This window comes from Micromonospora narathiwatensis, assembly GCF_900089605.1.
Classification (GTDB): Bacteria; Actinomycetota; Actinomycetes; order Mycobacteriales; family Micromonosporaceae; genus Micromonospora; species Micromonospora narathiwatensis.
Genome location: NZ_LT594324.1, coordinates 4,516,770 through 4,532,223 on the forward strand (window position 1 = coordinate 4,516,770; position 15,454 = coordinate 4,532,223).

Consider the following 15,454-nt stretch of genomic DNA (forward strand, 5'->3'; position numbering starts at 1 on the left):
GTCGCCCAGGCCGGCTGCCTACGATCGCCTGATGACGGATACGGCGAGAACGGCCCGTGCCGGCGTCCCCGAGCGTCCGACCCTGGACGGCATCGAGGAGACCTGGGCGCGCCGCTGGCAGGAGGAGGGCACGTACACGTTCGACCGCGCGAAGCAGCAGCGCTCGGACGTGTACGCGATCGACACCCCGCCGCCGACCGTATCCGGCGAGCTGCACATGGGGCATGTCTTCTCGTACACGCACACCGACACGGTGGCCCGCTTCCAGCGGATGCGCGGCCGGACGGTGTTCTACCCGATGGGCTGGGACGACAACGGCCTGCCCACCGAGCGGCGGGTGCAGAACGTCTACGGGGTGCGCCCCGACCCGGCCCTGCCGTACGACCCGGAATGGCAGCCACCGGCCACGCCGGTGAGCGAGGCGGCCCGGAAGGACCCGGTCCGGATCTCGCGGCTCAACTTCATCGAGTTGTGCGAGCGGCTGACGGCAGAGGACGAGCAGGTCTTCGAGACGCTGTGGCGGCGGCTCGGGCTGTCGGTGGACTGGTCGCTGACGTACACCACGATCGGGCGGACGGCCCGGGCGACCAGCCAGCGGGCGTTCCTGCGCAACCTGGCCCGGGGCGAGGCGTACCAGGCGGAGGCGCCGACCCTCTGGGACGTCGGGTTCGCCACCGCCGTGGCGCAGGCCGAGCTGGAGGACCGGGAACGGCCCGGCGCGTACCACCGGCTGCGGTTCCACGGGCCGGGCGGGCGGGAGGTGCTGATCGACACCACCCGGCCGGAGTTGCTGCCGGCCTGCGTGGCGCTGGTCTGCCACCCGGACGACGAGCGGTACGCGGACCTGGTCGGCGCGTCGGCGCGTACCCCGGTCTTCGGGGTCGAGGTGCCGGTGCGCGCACACCCGCTGGCGGACCCGGCCAAGGGCACGGGCATCGCGATGGTCTGCACGTTCGGTGACCTGACCGACGTGACCTGGTGGCGGGAGCTGCGGCTCGACACCCGCGTGGTGATCGGCCGGGACGGGCGGCTGCTGCCCGAGCCGCCCGCCGGGGTGCCGGCGGAGCCCTACGCCGCGCTGGCCGGGCAGACCGTGAACGGCGCCCGGCGGACGATGGTCGAGCTGCTGGCCGACGCGGGCGACCTGGTCGGCGAGCCGCGCCCGATCACCCACCCGGTGAAGTTCTACGAACGCGGCGACCGCCCGCTGGAGATCGTCTCGACCCGGCAGTGGTACCTGCGCAACGGTGGCCGGGACGCCGACCTGCGCGAGGAGCTGCTGGCCCGGGGCCGGGAGCTGCGCTGGGTGCCGGGGCACATGCGACACCGCTACGAGCACTGGGTGGGCGGCCTGACCGGGGACTGGCTGGTCAGCCGGCAGCGCTTCTTCGGCGTGCCGGTGCCGGTGTGGTACCGGCTCGACGACGCTGGCGAGCCGGACTGGTCCCACCCTCTCACACCCGACGAGTCGATACTCCCGGTCGACCCGTCCGCCGAGCCGCCGCCCGGTTACCAGGAGGCGCAGCGCGGGCTGCCGGGCGGCTTCGTCGGCGACCCGGACGTGCTGGACACCTGGGCCACCTCGTCGCTGACCCCACAGATCGTCGGCGGTTGGGAGACCGACCCGGAGCTGTTCCGCCTGGTGTTCCCGATGGACCTGCGCCCGCAGGGGCAGGAGATCATCCGTACCTGGCTGTTCGCCACGGTGGTCCGGTCCCACCTTGAGCACGGGGTGCTGCCCTGGCGGGACACGGTGCTCTCCGGCTGGATCCTCGACCCGGACCGGAAGAAGATGTCCAAGTCCAAGGGGAACGTGGTCACCCCGTTGGACCTGCTGGTGCAGCACGGCTCGGACGCGGTCCGCTACTGGGCCGCGAGCGGCAAGCCCGGGATGGACCTGGCGTTCGACCCGGCGCAGATCAAGGTGGGGCGGCGGCTCGCCACCAAGCTGCTCAACGCCTCGAAGTTCGCGCTCGGGCTGGGCGCCGCCGACGCGTTGCGCGCCCCGGCGACCGAGCCGCTGGACACCGCCATGCTCGCCGAACTCTCCGGCGTGGTCGGGGCGGCGACGGCCGCGTTCGACGGGTACGACCACACCGCCGCGCTGATGGCGGCCGAGGCGTTCTTCTGGCGGTTCTGCGACGACTACATCGAGCTGGTGAAGGAGCGCGCGTACGGCTCCGGGCCGGGTGCCGACTCGGCCCGGGCGGCCCTGGCCACGGCGCTCTCGGTGCAGTTGCGGCTCTTCGCCCCGGTGCTGCCCTTCGTCACCGAGGAGGTCTGGTCCTGGTGGCGGTTCGGCTCGGTGCACCGCGCGCCGTGGCCCACCACGTACGAGGTGGGCCGGGCGGTGCAGGGTCCCGGTGACCCGGAGCTGCTGCGGCTGGCCGCCGACGCCCTGGGTCAGGTGCGCCGGGCCAAGTCGGAGCGAAAGCTGTCGATGAAGGCGGACGTGCCGCTGGCCGAGGCGCTCGGCCCGGCGGCCCTGCTCGACCAGCTCACCCTGGTCGCCGGCGATGTCCGGGCGGCGGGCCGGATCGCCAAACTGGACCTGCTCCCCGACCGCACCACCGAACTCGTCATCGCCTGCGCCTTCTGACCCCGGACGCCCACCCGAGGTCCGCCGCCGCCCCGGGGAGGGTGGGGCGGCGGCGGAGGATCAGCTGGTCTCGCCGGCCACCGAGAAGGAGCGGAGACGGTCGATGGCGAGGATGGTGGAGCCGACCGCCACCAGGGCGGTCAGGACCACCGCCACCGGCACCGAGACGGTGGTGCCGAGCAGGTCGGTGGGGGCCATCCGGTCGGCGAAGGCGATCACCCACTGCTGGATGGAGAGCACCCTGGTGCCGTCCACGAACCGGCCGAGCAGGCCCTCCCAGATCAGCACGTAGACCAGGCCGAGCAGCACGGGCCGCCGGGTCAGCAGGCTGAGCGCCAGGAAGAACGCCGAGTACGCCAGCGCGCCCAGCGCCGACGCGGCGGCGAGCGCCAGTCCGAGGCGTACCGAGTCGGCGAGCACGCCCGCGACGTAGAGCGGGACGGCGACGGTGGCGGCGCTGACCCCGGTCGCCACCGCCAGCTTCGGCAGCACGATCTGCCAACGCGGCAGCGGCTTGGTGAGGATGTGCACCACCGTGCCGTCGTCGATCTCGGCGCCGAGCACGCCGGTGCCGACGATCAGCGCGACCACCGGCAGCACCACGGCCAGCCCGAGCCCGACCAGCACCGGCGGCCCCCACTCGCTCGGGTGGACGCCCAGGCTGCGGGAGACGATCGCGAGCACCAACAGCAGCGCGGGCAGCGGAAGCAGCAGCAGGAACCGGCGCCGGCCGAAGAGTCCGCGGGCGGTGATCCAGGTAACGGTCGACATCTCAGCCTCTTTCGTTCGTGACTGCGGGGCTCACTCGCTGCGCTCGTTCACTCCTCGCACTCACCGGTCAGCTCCCGACCAGGTAGGAGAAGACGCTCTCCAGGGATTCGTCCTCGGGCGTCAGCGACCGGACCCGGACGCCCCGGGCCAACGCGATCTTGGGCAGCGCCCGGGTGAAGGCGCCGTAGTCGCCGGCCCGGACGGTGAGCCCGTCACGGCCCAGCTCCACCCCGGTCACCGACTGCTCGGCGATCAGCGCGACCGCGAGCGCCCGGTCGTCGGTGGAGCGCACCGCGAAGACGTGCGGCCGGTTGGTCATCAGCCGGCGGATGGTCCGGTAGTCGCCGGAGGCGGCGAGCCGGCCGGCGACCATCACCTGCACGGTGCCGGAGACCTGCTCGACCTCCTCCAGGATGTGCGAGCTGAACAGGATGGTCCGGCCAGCGTCGCCGAGGCGGTGCAGCAGATCCATCATGTGCAGCCGCTGCCGCGGGTCCATGCCGTTGAACGGCTCGTCGAGCAGCAGCACCTGCGGGTCGTGGACCAGCGCGGCGGCCACCCGGGTGCGCTGCCGCATGCCCTTGGAGTACGTGCCGATCCGCCGGTCCTGCGCGTCCGCCATCTCGACCAGGTCGATGGCCCGGCGGGCCGCCGCCTCCGGGTCGGGCAGCCGGTGCAGCTTCGCGCTGGCCAGCACGAACTCGTACGCGGAGAGGAAGGCGTGCACCGCCTCCCGCTCGCTGACCAGGCCGAGGTGACGGTAGACGCCCGGGTTGCGCCAGGTCGGCTCCCCGTCGAGGGTGACCGCGCCCCGGGACGGGGCGAGGAAACCGGCCATCATGTGCAGCAGGGTGGTCTTCCCCGCGCCGTTCGGCCCGAGCAGGCCGGTCACCCCGGGCCCGAGCCGCATGGTGACGTCGTTGACCGCCACCACGTTGCCGTACCAGCGGGAGACCCCGGCGAGGTCGAGGGTGGACGCGGGCGTGGTCGGGGCCGCCGCCTGCGGGCCGACGCTGATCGTGGTCATCGGGCGGCCACCTTCCGGTATCGCAGCAACAGCAGGGCGACGCAGCCGGCCACCAGCAGGACGGCCACGGCCAGGTAGACCGGGCCGAAACCGCCGATCATCTGTTCCGCTCGTGCGCCGGGAACCAGCCGGTCGCCCAGGGTGTAGACGCCGACGGCCTGGACCAGGGTGGACGGCGAGCCGAGCATGGCCAGCTCGTTGACCGCCCGGGACGGCATGATCGACAGGGTGCCGACGATCGGGGTGGTCATCAGGAACGCCGCCACGATGCCGCCGGCCGCGAACGCCCGCTTGCCGGTGAGCGAGGCGATGAGCAGCCCGACCGAGGCGAAGACCACCGCCCACAGGGCCGCGTAGAGCAGGCCGGGCAGCAGGTCGAGCAGCTCGTCCCAGACCCCGCGCATCCCGGTCTTGGTGGTGAACGCCGCGCCGAGGAACATCACCAGCTGCGGCGCGCCGAGCAGCAGCCAGAGCGCGGAGGCCAGCGCGCCGAGCTTGGCCAGCGCGTAGTCGCCGCGGGGCAGCGGCCGGGAGAAGTAGAGCGGCAGCACCCCGCTGCGCAGGTCGCGGGAGACCAGCTCCGGCCCGACCACCGCGACGAAGAAGATGACCAGCCAGCTCATCGCGTCGGCGAACTGGGCGTACGTCATGACGACCTGGCCGGTCTGGGTGCGTACCGCGGTCAGCCCGGCGGCGACCACCACCACGATGCCGACCACCAGCCAGGGGAAGATCTTCGCCTTGGCGGACCGGCCGAGGCCGAACGCGGTCCGCAGCCCGTGCAGGTAGAGCGCGCCGAAGACGTGCCGGCGGCCCAGCCGGGGGCCGGTGTAACGCTGGTATCCGATGTCGTGGATGACGCCGGTCGGCTCAGACATGGCTGGGCTCCCTCGTGGCGAAGAGTTCGGCCACCCGGTGCCGCCGCTGGTCGAGCCGGTGCAGCGGCAGGTCCAGCTCGGCGACCGCGCCGAGGATCAGGTCGTACGTGGCGTCGTCGGCGAGCGGGACGAGCAGCAGCCGGCCCTCCCGGGACACCGGCAGGTTCAGCGCGGCGAGCCGGGCGGCCAGATCCTCCGTACCCTCGCTGACCTCGACGGCGAGCACGTCGGTGGCGGAGGTCATCGCGGCGACCCGGTCGGCGCGCAGCAGCCGGCCGCCGTCGATGGCGACCAGGGTGTCGCAGATCCGTTCCACCTCGCCGAGCAGGTGCGAGCAGACCACCACGGAGATGCCGAACTCAGTGCCGATCCGGTGGATCAGGGCGAGCATGGCGTCCCGGCCGGCCGGGTCGAGGCCGTTGGTGGGCTCGTCGAGCAGCAGCAGGTCGGGGTCGTGCACCAGTGCCTGGGCCAGCTTCACCCGCTGCTTCATGCCGGTGGAGTAGCCACCGACGGCCCGGTGCCGCTCCTCGTGCAGGCCGACGTGGCGCAGCGCCTCGGAGGCCCGCTCCCGCGCGGCCGTCCGCGGCAGGCCGCTGATCCGACCCAGGTGGGTGACCAGTTCGGCGGCGGAGAGGTCGGGCGGGAGGGCATCGTGTTCGGGCATGTAGCCGACCCGGGCGCGGACCGCCGCCGGGTCGGTGGTGGGGTCGAGGCCGAGCACGGAGACCCGGCCACTGGTCGGGGCGAGCAGGCCCAGCAGGATCTTGATCAGGGTCGACTTGCCGGCGCCGTTGGCACCGACCAGCCCGATGATCCCCGGCTCGACCGACACCGTGAGGTCGGCCAACGCGGTGACCCGGCCTCCGTACGTCTTGGTCAGCGACTCGGTCGCGAGCAGTGTCACGACGCTCAGCGTAGGAAGTGGAGGCCGGCCTGGGTATCAGGAAACGCTCGGGGATGCCCCTGATTCCGCCCGGACGGGTCGGCACGCGCCGGTCGGGGGCGGTCGACGCGGGCCGGCACACGCCGACCGGTCGGGGCGGACCGCGGCTGGTCCGGATCTTCAGGTCGGGCTGACCGACCAGCCGGTTCCAACCAGCCGTCCGGGTGGCTCGGCCACGACGGCGGTCGCCCCGGCGCCCTCGACGCGCTCCCGAGGGACCGGGGCGATTGGCCGCGGCAGATCCCGGCCGGGACCGATCGGAACGGGCTGACCAGCGCCTCCACCGGGTGCGTACGCTGGACGGGGTCGTTCGGCGCCGCCTCGCCGTCCGCCGCCCGGCGACCGGGACCGGCGACGGCCGCGCCAACGGGTGGTGGCCGCGAGGTGGAGTGGCGCTCTCGACCGGAGCCCGGCCGGCTGCGAAACTGTGTGCCGGCCGGTGAGTTGGGGGATTGATGAGCAACGGGTGGGTGCTGCCCGAGGACGTGCTGCGGGACGCGCCGGCGTACGCGCCTCGCACCGGTGAGCTGGCCGATCTGGAGTTACTGCTGACCGGGGCGTACACCCCGCTGACCGGTTTCATGACCCGGGCCGACCTGGCCGCGCTGAACCGGCGCGGCCGGCTGGCCGACGGCACGTTGTGGCCGGTGCCGGTGACCCTCCAGGTGCCAACGGCGATCGTTCACGCGCTGGAGCTGGACGAGCCGCTGCGCCGGGCGCTGGTGCTCACCGACGGCGAGGGCGCCCCGGTGGCCGCGATGGACGTGACCGACGTCTGGCCGGTCCGCGAGGGAATGGTGGGCGTCGGCGGCGCGGTACGCCGGCTCGGCGACGGCGGCCACGGGCCGTTCCAGCGGCTGCGGCGCAGCCCCGAGGAGGTCAAGGCGCTGCTGCCGCCGGGTCGGGTGCTCGGCGTCTTCGCCGACCGGCCGCTGCACCGGCCACAGCTCGCGCAGATCGCGCACGCCGCTCGCACGTTGGGCGCACACCTGCTGGTGATGATCCCGGTGGGCGACGAGGGCGCCGGCGGGCTGCCGTCCGAGGCGCTGGTCCGCACCGTGTTCGCCGCCCGCGACCGGATGCCCCCGGCGACCCTGGTGGCGGTGCCGCTGGCCAGGCGGCCCGACGAGATCAGCGACGCCCTGCTCCGGGCCCGGGTCGCCGCCGCGTACGGGGTGACCCACCTGCTCTCCACCGAGGGGATGCTCTCCGGGGCCGGGCTGCGGGTGCTGGTGCCCCGGGAGCTGGCGTACGACAACCGGGACGGGCAGTGGCGCTGGCGGGAGGACATTCCGCCGCGCAACCGACGGCTGGCGCTCAGCCAGGACGAGGTCGACGACCTGCTCGACCGGGGCTTCCCGCTGCCCGAGTGGCACACCCCGCCGGCGGTGGCCAAGGAGCTGGCCCGGGCCCGTCCGCCGCGCCGGCACCGGGGCCTGGTGGTCTTCCTGACCGGCCTTTCCGGCTCCGGCAAGTCGACCATCGCCCGGGGCCTGGCCGACCTGCTGCGCGAGGGCGGCGACCGAAGCATCACCCTGCTCGACGGCGACGTGGTGCGCCGGGAACTCTCCGCCGGGCTGGGCTTCAGCAAGGCCGACCGGGACGCCAACGTACGCCGGATCGGTTGGGTGGCCGCCGAGATCGCCCGGCACCGGGGAGTCGGCATCTGCTGCCCGATCGCCCCGTACGCGGCGGCCCGGGCCATCGCCCGGGAGATGGCGCACGCCGCCGGGGCGGGCTTCCTGCTGGTCCACGTCGCGACCCCGCTGGAGGTGTGCGAGCAGCGCGACCGCAAGGGCCTGTACGCGCGGGCCCGCGCCGGCCTGCTCACCGGGATGACCGGCATCGACGACCCGTACGAGGAGCCGACCGACGCCGACCTGGTGGTGGACACCACCGACATGTCCGTCGAGGAGGCGGTCCAGCGGGTGATGGAGCACCTGACCGAGAGCGGCTGGGTGGAGCCCCGCCTCCAGTCCGCCTGATCGTCCCCCGCCCTTCGGTCCGGACCGCGGGGACCTGCCCCGCACCCCCTTCCTTCCGTCGCGTCTGCCTGGGCGCTAGTGTTCGCCTTTGTTGGAACACGTTCGACCGCGTGGAGACGTGGTCGTGGTAGCGGAGGTGACGGCGGATGCTGGCGCGGCAGCGGCAGGCGGCCATCCTGGAACGGGTCCGTGCCGCCGGGGGCGTACGGGTCACCGAACTGGCCGCCGAGTTCGGCGTCTCCGACATGACCATCCGGCGTGACCTGGAGACGCTGCACGAGCGGGGCGTGCTGGCCAAGGTGCACGGCGGGGCGACCGTCGCCGGCCCCGGCTCGACCGACGAGCCCGGGTTCCGCGCCAAGTCGGTCCGGCAGTCCGCTGAGAAGGCGGCGATCGCCGACCGCGCCGCGCGGCTCGTCCGCCCCGGCGCCGCGATCGCCCTCTCCGCCGGCACGACCACCGCCGAGCTGGCCCGCCGGCTGGTCGACGTGCCGGGGCTGACCGTGGTGACGAACTCACTGCCGGTGGCCGAGATCCTGCACGTCGGCGGCCGGCCGGACCAGACCGTGGTGCTCACCGGTGGTGTGCGTACCCCCTCGGACGCGCTGGTCGGCCCGCTGGCCGTGGCCGCGCTCGGGGCGCTCCACCTCGACCTGCTCTTCCTCGGCGTGCACGGGATCAGCGAACGCGCCGGGTTCACCACCCCGAACCTCATGGAGGCCGACACGAACCGGGCCCTGGTGGCCGCGGCCGACCGGCTGGTGGTGCTCGCCGACCACACCAAGTGGGGCACGGTCGGCATCTCCTCGATCGTCGGACTGGACGCCGCGGACGTGCTGGTCACCGACGACCGGCTGGCGCCGGACGCGCGCCGGGCGCTGGCGGAGCGGGTGGGCGAGCTGGTGGTCGTGCCGGGCACCGAGGGGGCGCAGTGAGGCGTACGCGGATCGAGCTGGCCGACGGCCGCGAGTTGATCTACTTCGACGAGCGGGACGACGCGGTCCGTGACCAGCCGGACCGCCGCGAGCTGCCCCCGCCGCCGCAGGCGTCCCAGCTCCGGTACGACCCGCTCACCGACGAGTGGGTGGCGGTGGCGGTGCACCGGCAGACCCGCACCTTCCTGCCTCCGGCCGACCAGTGCCCGCTCTGCCCGTCCCGGGACGGGCGGCTCAGCGAGATCCCCGCCCCCGACTACGACGTGGCCGTCTTCGAGAACCGCTTCCCGTCGCTGAGCCAACGGGTCGCCGCGGAGCCGGCCGAGATCACCCCGTTCACCCCGGCACGCCCGGGGCACGGCCGGTGCGAGGTGGTCTGCTTCACCGACGACCACCACGCCTCGTTCGCCGGCCTCTCGCCACGGCGGGTGCGGACCGTGCTGGACGCGCTCGCCGACCGGACCAGCACCCTCAACCGGCTGCCCGGGGTGGAGCAGGTCTTCCCGTTCGAGAACCGGGGCGTGGAGATCGGCGTGACGCTGCACCACCCGCACGGCCAGATCTACGCGTACCCGTTCGTGACGCCCCGGACCCGCGTGATGCTCGCCGCCGCCCGCCGGCACGCCGAGCGCACGGGCGGCAACCTGTACGCGGACGTGCTCGCCGCCGAGCGTGCCGCCGGGGACCGGGTGGTGGCGAGCAACGGGCACTGGACGGCGTACGTGCCGGCGGCGGCCCGGTGGCCGTTCGAGGTGCACGTGGCCCCGCACCGGCCGGTGCCGGACATCCCGGCGCTGGACGACGCCGAGCGGGACGCCTTCGGGCCGCTCTACCTGGACGTGCTGCGCCGCTTCGACGGGCTGTTCGACCTGCCGATGCCGTACGTCGCGGCCTGGTACCAGGCGCCGGTGCGGATCGACCGCGAGTTGGGGCACCTGCACCTGCGGCTGTTCAGCGTCCGGCGGGCCCGGGACAAGCTGAAGTACCTGGCCGGATCCGAGTCGGCCATGGGCGCGTTCATCAACGACATCGCCCCCGAACGCGCCGCCGAACTGCTCCGCGCCGCCTCGTAGGCCCGGTGCCTCAAAACGCCCGGGAACAGGGCGCGGGGGGCCCGGGACAGGGCCCCCCGCAAGGGAAGGGACGGCTGGCTGTGCGCGACAGCCGGGAAGGCTGGCTGGTCGGCACTCATGCCGCGAGGCGACGCGGTCAACCTTCCTGGGCGGGACTTGCGCCCCGTCCACCCTGTTCAACGAGGCGTTCCACCTGCGGTGACGCGGCCGACGGAGACGACGGAGCCCGCCGACACCGGCCGACGGGCTCCGTGCGTACGCGTGGGCGGGATCAGGCCGCGAGCTTGCGGGCCAGGTTCTCGTCGAGCGCGTTCATGAACTCGTCGGTGGTCAGCCACGGGGCGTCGCGCGAGATGAGCAGCGCGAGGTCCTTGGTCATCTGGCCACCCTCGACGGTGGAGATGATGACCTGCTCCAGCGTGTTGGCGAACTCGGTGACCGCCGGGGTGCCGTCCAGCTTGCCCCGGTGGGCCAGGCCCCGGGTCCAGGCGTAGATCGACGCGATCGGGTTGGTCGAGGTCTTCTCGCCCTTCTGGTACTGCCGGTAGTGCCGGGTGACCGTGCCGTGCGCGGCCTCGGCCTCGACGGTACGGCCGTCCGGGGTCATCAGCACGGAGGTCATCAGGCCGAGCGAGCCGAAGCCCTGGGCGACGGTGTCGGACTGCACGTCACCGTCGTAGTTCTTGCAGGCCCAGACGAAGCCACCCTCCCACTTGAGCGCGGCGGCGACCATGTCGTCGATCAGCCGGTGCTCGTAGGTGATGCCGGCGGCCTCGAACTCTGACTTGAACTCGTTCTCGAACACCTCGGCGAAGATGTCCTTGAACCGGCCGTCGTACGCCTTGAGGATGGTGTTCTTGGTCGACAGGTAGACCGGGTAGCCGCGGTCCAGGCCGTAGCGCATCGAGGCGCGGGCGAAGTCCCGGATCGACTCGTCGAAGTTGTACATGCCCATGGCGACGCCGCCGCCCGGGAAGTTGGCGACCTCCATCTCCATCGGGGCGCCGCCGTCGGCCGGGGTGTAGGTGATGGTCACCGTGCCCGGGCCGGGGACGACGAAGTCGGTGGCCTTGTACTGGTCGCCGTGCGCGTGCCGGCCGATGATGATCGGCTTGGTCCAGCCGGGAACGAGCCGTGGCACGTTCGACATGATGATCGGCTCGCGGAAGACGACGCCGCCGAGGATGTTGCGGATGGTGCCGTTCGGCGACCGCCACATCTTCTTCAGGCCGAACTCCTCCACCCGGGCCTCGTCCGGGGTGATGGTGGCGCACTTGACGCCGACGCCGTGCTCCTTGATGGCGTTGGCGGCGTCGATGGTGACCTGGTCGTCGGTCTCGTCGCGGTACTGGATCGACAGGTCGTAGTAGTGCAGGTCGACGTCGAGGTACGGCAGGATCAGCTGCTCCCGGATCTGCTTCCAGATGATCCGGGTCATCTCGTCGCCGTCGAGTTCCACGACCGGGTTGTTTACCTTGATCTTCGCCATCGGCCGGCGCTCCTCTCGGGGGACACGTGCTCAAGCAGTACGAGCGTACTGGAAACTGACCGGCGCTCCCCAGCCACCCTCACCCTTCCCGGATGCCGGCGACGCACACGGTCGGGTCTATCACGGTCACCGCCCGGTCGCCGGCACCACGGGAAACGGCGCGGGCCGGATCAGCCGGCCTCGGCCGGGGCGTGCACCCACTGGACCAGCTGGAAGATCACCCCGTTCGGGTCGGTCACCTGGAAGAACCGCTCCCCCCAGGGCTCGGTCTGGAGCGGGGTCGTGATCGCCACGCCGGCGGCCTGGAGCCGGGCGCACTCGGCGTCGACGTCGTCCACCACGAAGGCGACGATCAGGCCCTCGGCCCGCTGCCCGCGCAGGTCCTCGGGCTGGAGGAGGGCCAACCCGGTACGCAGGAAGACCAGGTTGAAGCCGACGCCCTCGCGGGCCAGCGAGACGAACCCGTCGGCCTCCATCTCCTGCCGGAAACCGAAGTGCCGCTGGACGAACGCGGCCGAGGCCGCCACGTCGGCGACGTTGAGCGAGACGGCGGAGGCGGTGATCTGCACGTGGGACTCCCTGGAGTCGGGGGCGAATACTCCGTACATTGTACATCGTACTGCGTACGGCATTTTCGCCTGAGAGGATCGGCGGGTGCCCAACCACCGCAGCGGAGCCGGCGATCCGGCCCGCACCCTGCGACTGCTCTGGCGGCAGCCCGACGAGGGCCCCCGGCGGGGTCCGCGCCCGGGCCGCTCGCTGGACGACATCGTCCTGGCCGCGATCGACCTGGCGGACACCGACGGGCTGGACGCGCTGACCATGCGGGCGGTCGCCCAGGCGGTCGGCGTGGCGCCGATGAGCCTCTACACGTACGTTCCGGGCAAGGCCGAGTTACTCGACCTGATGCTGGACGCCAGCTACGCCCGGATGCCCCGGCCCGACCGGTCCGGCGAGCCCTGGCGGGTACGGGTGGCGGCGCTCGCCGGGGACAACCGGGAGCTGTTCACCGCCCACCCCTGGGCCGCCGAGGTCGCCACCGGCCGGCCGCCGCTAGGCCCGGGCATGATGGCCAAGTACGAGTACGAGCTGCGCGCCTTCGACGGCACCGGCCTCGATGACGTCGGACGGGACGCGGCGTTGACCTACGTCCTCGACTTCGTCCGGGCCGCGGCCCGCGCGGCGGCCGAGGCACGACTCACGCGCCGGGAGACCGCGTGGAGCGACGAGGAGTGGTGGGCGGCGAACGCCCCGCTGCTCGGCCGGGTCCTCGACGAGCAGCGGTACCCCACCGCCGTCCGGGTGGGCGCCGCGGCGGGAGCCGCCCAGAACGCCGCCTACAGCCCGGATCGCGCGTACGAGTTCGGACTGGCCCGGGTCCTCGACGGCCTGGGCGTCCTGATCGACGGCGCCCGAAGCCGCGCCGGCGAGGCCGATTGACCATGGGGGCCGGACGCGAAAGCGCCCCGCGACGAGTGGTCGCGGGGCGCTTCGGGCGGAGCGGAGATCACATGTTGGCGATGTCGGACTGCTTGGCGCGGACCGCCTCGGCGGCCTCCTTCAGGCTGGCCAGCTCGTCGGCGTCCAGGTCGGTCTCGACGACCCGCTTGACGCCCTCGGCGCCGATCGCGGCCTCGACGCCCAGGTAGACGCCGGAGATGCCGTACTCGCCGTCGACCCAGGCGCAGACCGGCATGACCTCGCCGGAGTCCTCGGCCACGGCCCTGGCCATCCGGGCGGCGGCGGCCGACGGGGCGTAGTACGCGGAGCCGGTCTTGAGCAGCGCGACGACCTCGGCGCCCCCGTTGCGGGTCTTGACGACCAGCTCCTCGATCTGCTCGGCCGGCATGACCTCACGCAGCGGCTTGCCGTCCACGGTGCTCTTCGACGGGACCGGGACCATGGTGTCGCCGTGCGAGCCCAGGGTCAGCGTCTTCACCGACTTCACCGGCACGCTCAGCGCCTCGGCGACGAAGTTGGTGAACCGGGCCGTGTCCAGCATGCCGGCCTGGCCGAGCACCCGGTTGCGCGGGAACTGGGTGGCGATCTGGGCCAGCGCGGTCATCTCGTCCAGCGGGTTGGACACCACGATGACGACGGCGTTCGGGGCGTACTTGGCGACGTTCTCGGAGACCTGACGGACGATCTTGGCGTTGGTCTCCAGCAGGTCCATCCGGCTCATCCCCGGCTTACGCGGCAGGCCGGCGGTGATGACCACGACGTCCGAGCCCTCGATGGCCTCGTAGCCCTCGCCGTTCGCGCCGGTGGTGACGCCGACGACCTTGGTCTCGAAGCCCTCGACCGGGCGCGACTGGTTGAGGTCCAGCGCGAGACCCGCCGGCTTGCCCTCGACGATGTCGGTGATCACGACGGTGTCGAAGACGTCGTACTCGGCCAGGCGCTGCGCGGTGGTGGAGCCGTAGAAGCCGGCCCCGACGACAGTGACCTTCTTACCCATGGTCGTCCCACTCCCTGCTACCAGTCGGTTTTCCGGACCGTATCAGCCATCCTGGCACCGATCGGGCCAGGGGCGGACGGTTATGACGCGGTTGGGTGGTCGGTCACATCTGCCGCTCGGCGCGCTCCACCACATTGGTCAGGAGCATGGCCCGGGTCATCGGCCCGACGCCGCCCGGCATCGGCACCAGCTTGCCGGCCACCTCGGCCACCTCGGGGTCGACGTCGCCGGTGTAGCGGCCCTTGCCGTCCGCGCCGATCACCCGGGTGATGCCGACATCGACGACCGTCGCGCCAGGCGTGATCATGTCGGCGGTGAGCAGGCCCGGCACGCCGGCCGCGACGATGACGATGTCGGCGGCCCGGGTCTGCTCGGCCAGGTCCAGCGTGCCGGTGTGGCACAGCGTCACGGTGGCGTTCTCGCTGCGCCGGGTGAGCAGCAGGCCGAGCGGCCGGCCGACGGTGTTGCCCCGGCCGATCAGGGCCACCTTGGCGCCGCGCAGCGCGACGTCGTGCCGGCGGAGCAGTTCGACGATGCCGCGCGGGGTGCAGGGCAGCGGGGCGTCGTAGCCGAGCACCAGGCGGCCCAGGTTGACCGGGTGCAGGCCGTCGGCGTCCTTCTCGGGGTCGATCATCTCCAGCGCCCGCTGGGTGTCCAGGTGGGCCGGCAGCGGCAGCTGGACGATGTAGCCGTGGCAGGCCGGGTCGGCGTTCAGCTCGGCGAGGACGGCGTCCAACTGCTCCTGGGTGGCGTCGGCGGGCAGCTCGCGACGGATCGAGGCGATGCCCACCTCGGCGCAGTCGCGGTGCTTGCCGTTGACGTACGCCTGGGAGCCGGGGTCGGCGCCGACCAGGACCGTGCCCAGCCCCGGGATGGTCCCGCGCTCCGCCAGCGCCTTGACCCGCGTCCGCAGCTCGTCCTTGATCTCCGCCGCCGTCGCCTTGCCGTCCAGGATGATCGCCGTCACGCCTGGATCGTCTCACGTCGCACGGCCGCCCGAACGACGACAGCAAACGGTGACCCTCTGTGACGTGTTGTTCGTCACTCACTGTCACAGAAGTGTGTATCGCGCCACATGGTGAGACGGACACCAGATGATCAACCGGGGCGCAGCGGACGGCCGGCCGGCAAGCGCGCGAAGGCGTCGAGGGCGGCCCTCGGGCGCGTCCCGCCAATCCCCAAAAGCGGCAATGAGCAGCTCTTTCACCTACACCCCTATAACAGAGGTCCGCCTCTGGGCCAAGACCGGGGGGCGCACTCCGTTACCACATCGCAACGGTCTCGTTGCCGAAA

13 protein-coding genes are annotated in these 15,454 nt (G+C 72.7%); 5 read left to right on the top strand and 8 right to left on the bottom strand.

The window, feature by feature from the left end; all coding sequences use genetic code 11:
- Nucleotides 1-31: 31 nt before the first annotated feature.
- Nucleotides 32-2,599, top strand: coding sequence for a valine--tRNA ligase (gene valS / locus GA0070621_RS19500; protein WP_091197980.1), 2,568 nt, complete (start codon nucleotides 32-34; stop codon nucleotides 2,597-2,599).
- 60 nt (nucleotides 2,600-2,659) lie between these two features.
- On the opposite strand, the gene GA0070621_RS19505 is transcribed toward valS, so the two are convergent.
- The 4 genes from GA0070621_RS19505 to GA0070621_RS19520 form a co-directional block, all read right to left on the bottom strand.
- Nucleotides 2,660-3,370, bottom strand: coding sequence for an ABC transporter permease subunit (locus GA0070621_RS19505; RefSeq protein WP_091197982.1), 711 nt, complete (start codon nucleotides 3,368-3,370; stop codon nucleotides 2,660-2,662).
- A 67-nt stretch (nucleotides 3,371-3,437) separates the two neighbouring features.
- Complete coding sequence (locus GA0070621_RS19510) at nucleotides 3,438-4,397, bottom strand: ABC transporter ATP-binding protein (RefSeq protein WP_091197984.1); 960 nt, start codon at nucleotides 4,395-4,397, stop codon at nucleotides 3,438-3,440.
- Complete coding sequence (locus tag GA0070621_RS19515) at nucleotides 4,394-5,275, bottom strand: ABC transporter permease (protein ID WP_091197985.1); 882 nt, start codon at nucleotides 5,273-5,275, stop codon at nucleotides 4,394-4,396. Before GA0070621_RS19515 ends, GA0070621_RS19510 begins: the two co-directional genes overlap by 4 nt.
- Nucleotides 5,268-6,182 (bottom strand): ABC transporter ATP-binding protein, encoded by a 915-nt coding sequence (locus GA0070621_RS19520; RefSeq protein ID WP_091197987.1) that lies wholly within the window; start codon nucleotides 6,180-6,182, stop codon nucleotides 5,268-5,270. The genes GA0070621_RS19515 and GA0070621_RS19520 overlap by 8 nt, the downstream gene beginning before the upstream one ends.
- A 494-nt stretch (nucleotides 6,183-6,676) precedes the next feature.
- On the opposite strand from GA0070621_RS19520, the gene cysC reads away from it, so the two are divergent.
- From cysC to galT, 3 genes are all read left to right on the top strand, one after another.
- Nucleotides 6,677-8,206, top strand: coding sequence for an adenylyl-sulfate kinase (gene cysC / locus GA0070621_RS19525; protein ID WP_091197988.1), 1,530 nt, complete (start codon nucleotides 6,677-6,679; stop codon nucleotides 8,204-8,206).
- A gap of 146 nt (nucleotides 8,207-8,352) precedes the next feature.
- The gene (locus tag GA0070621_RS19530) at nucleotides 8,353-9,141 is read left to right on the top strand and encodes a DeoR/GlpR family DNA-binding transcription regulator (protein ID WP_091197991.1); all 789 of its coding nucleotides are present in this window, start codon (nucleotides 8,353-8,355) and stop codon (nucleotides 9,139-9,141) included.
- Nucleotides 9,138-10,214 carry a galactose-1-phosphate uridylyltransferase gene (gene galT, locus GA0070621_RS19535; RefSeq protein ID WP_091197993.1) on the top strand — a complete coding sequence of 359 codons (1,077 nt, stop codon included), beginning with the start codon at nucleotides 9,138-9,140 and terminating at the stop codon, nucleotides 10,212-10,214. The genes GA0070621_RS19530 and galT overlap by 4 nt, the downstream gene beginning before the upstream one ends.
- A gap of 271 nt (nucleotides 10,215-10,485) precedes the next feature.
- Here the strand turns inward: galT and GA0070621_RS19540 are convergent, their stop codons facing one another.
- Entirely contained in the window at nucleotides 10,486-11,703 is a 1,218-nt protein-coding gene (locus tag GA0070621_RS19540) for an NADP-dependent isocitrate dehydrogenase (protein WP_091197996.1), read from the bottom strand.
- Nucleotides 11,704-11,873: 170 nt separating this feature from the next.
- Entirely contained in the window at nucleotides 11,874-12,272 is a 399-nt protein-coding gene (locus GA0070621_RS19545) for a VOC family protein (protein ID WP_091197999.1), read from the bottom strand.
- A gap of 85 nt (nucleotides 12,273-12,357) precedes the next feature.
- Between GA0070621_RS19545 and GA0070621_RS19550 the strand changes: the two genes are divergently transcribed.
- Nucleotides 12,358-13,143, top strand: a complete 786-nt coding sequence (locus GA0070621_RS19550) for a TetR/AcrR family transcriptional regulator (protein WP_091198002.1) — start codon at nucleotides 12,358-12,360, stop codon at nucleotides 13,141-13,143.
- Nucleotides 13,144-13,210: 67 nt separating this feature from the next.
- Here GA0070621_RS19550 and mdh read toward each other — a convergent pair whose 3' ends face one another.
- Together mdh and GA0070621_RS19560 are read right to left on the bottom strand one after the other, a co-directional pair.
- The gene (gene mdh / locus GA0070621_RS19555; protein ID WP_091198004.1) at nucleotides 13,211-14,161 is read right to left on the bottom strand and encodes a malate dehydrogenase; all 951 of its coding nucleotides are present in this window, start codon (nucleotides 14,159-14,161) and stop codon (nucleotides 13,211-13,213) included.
- Between the two features lie 103 nt (nucleotides 14,162-14,264).
- Entirely contained in the window at nucleotides 14,265-15,128 is an 864-nt protein-coding gene (locus GA0070621_RS19560) for a bifunctional methylenetetrahydrofolate dehydrogenase/methenyltetrahydrofolate cyclohydrolase (RefSeq protein WP_091198007.1), read from the bottom strand.
- Nucleotides 15,129-15,454 lie beyond the last annotated feature (326 nt).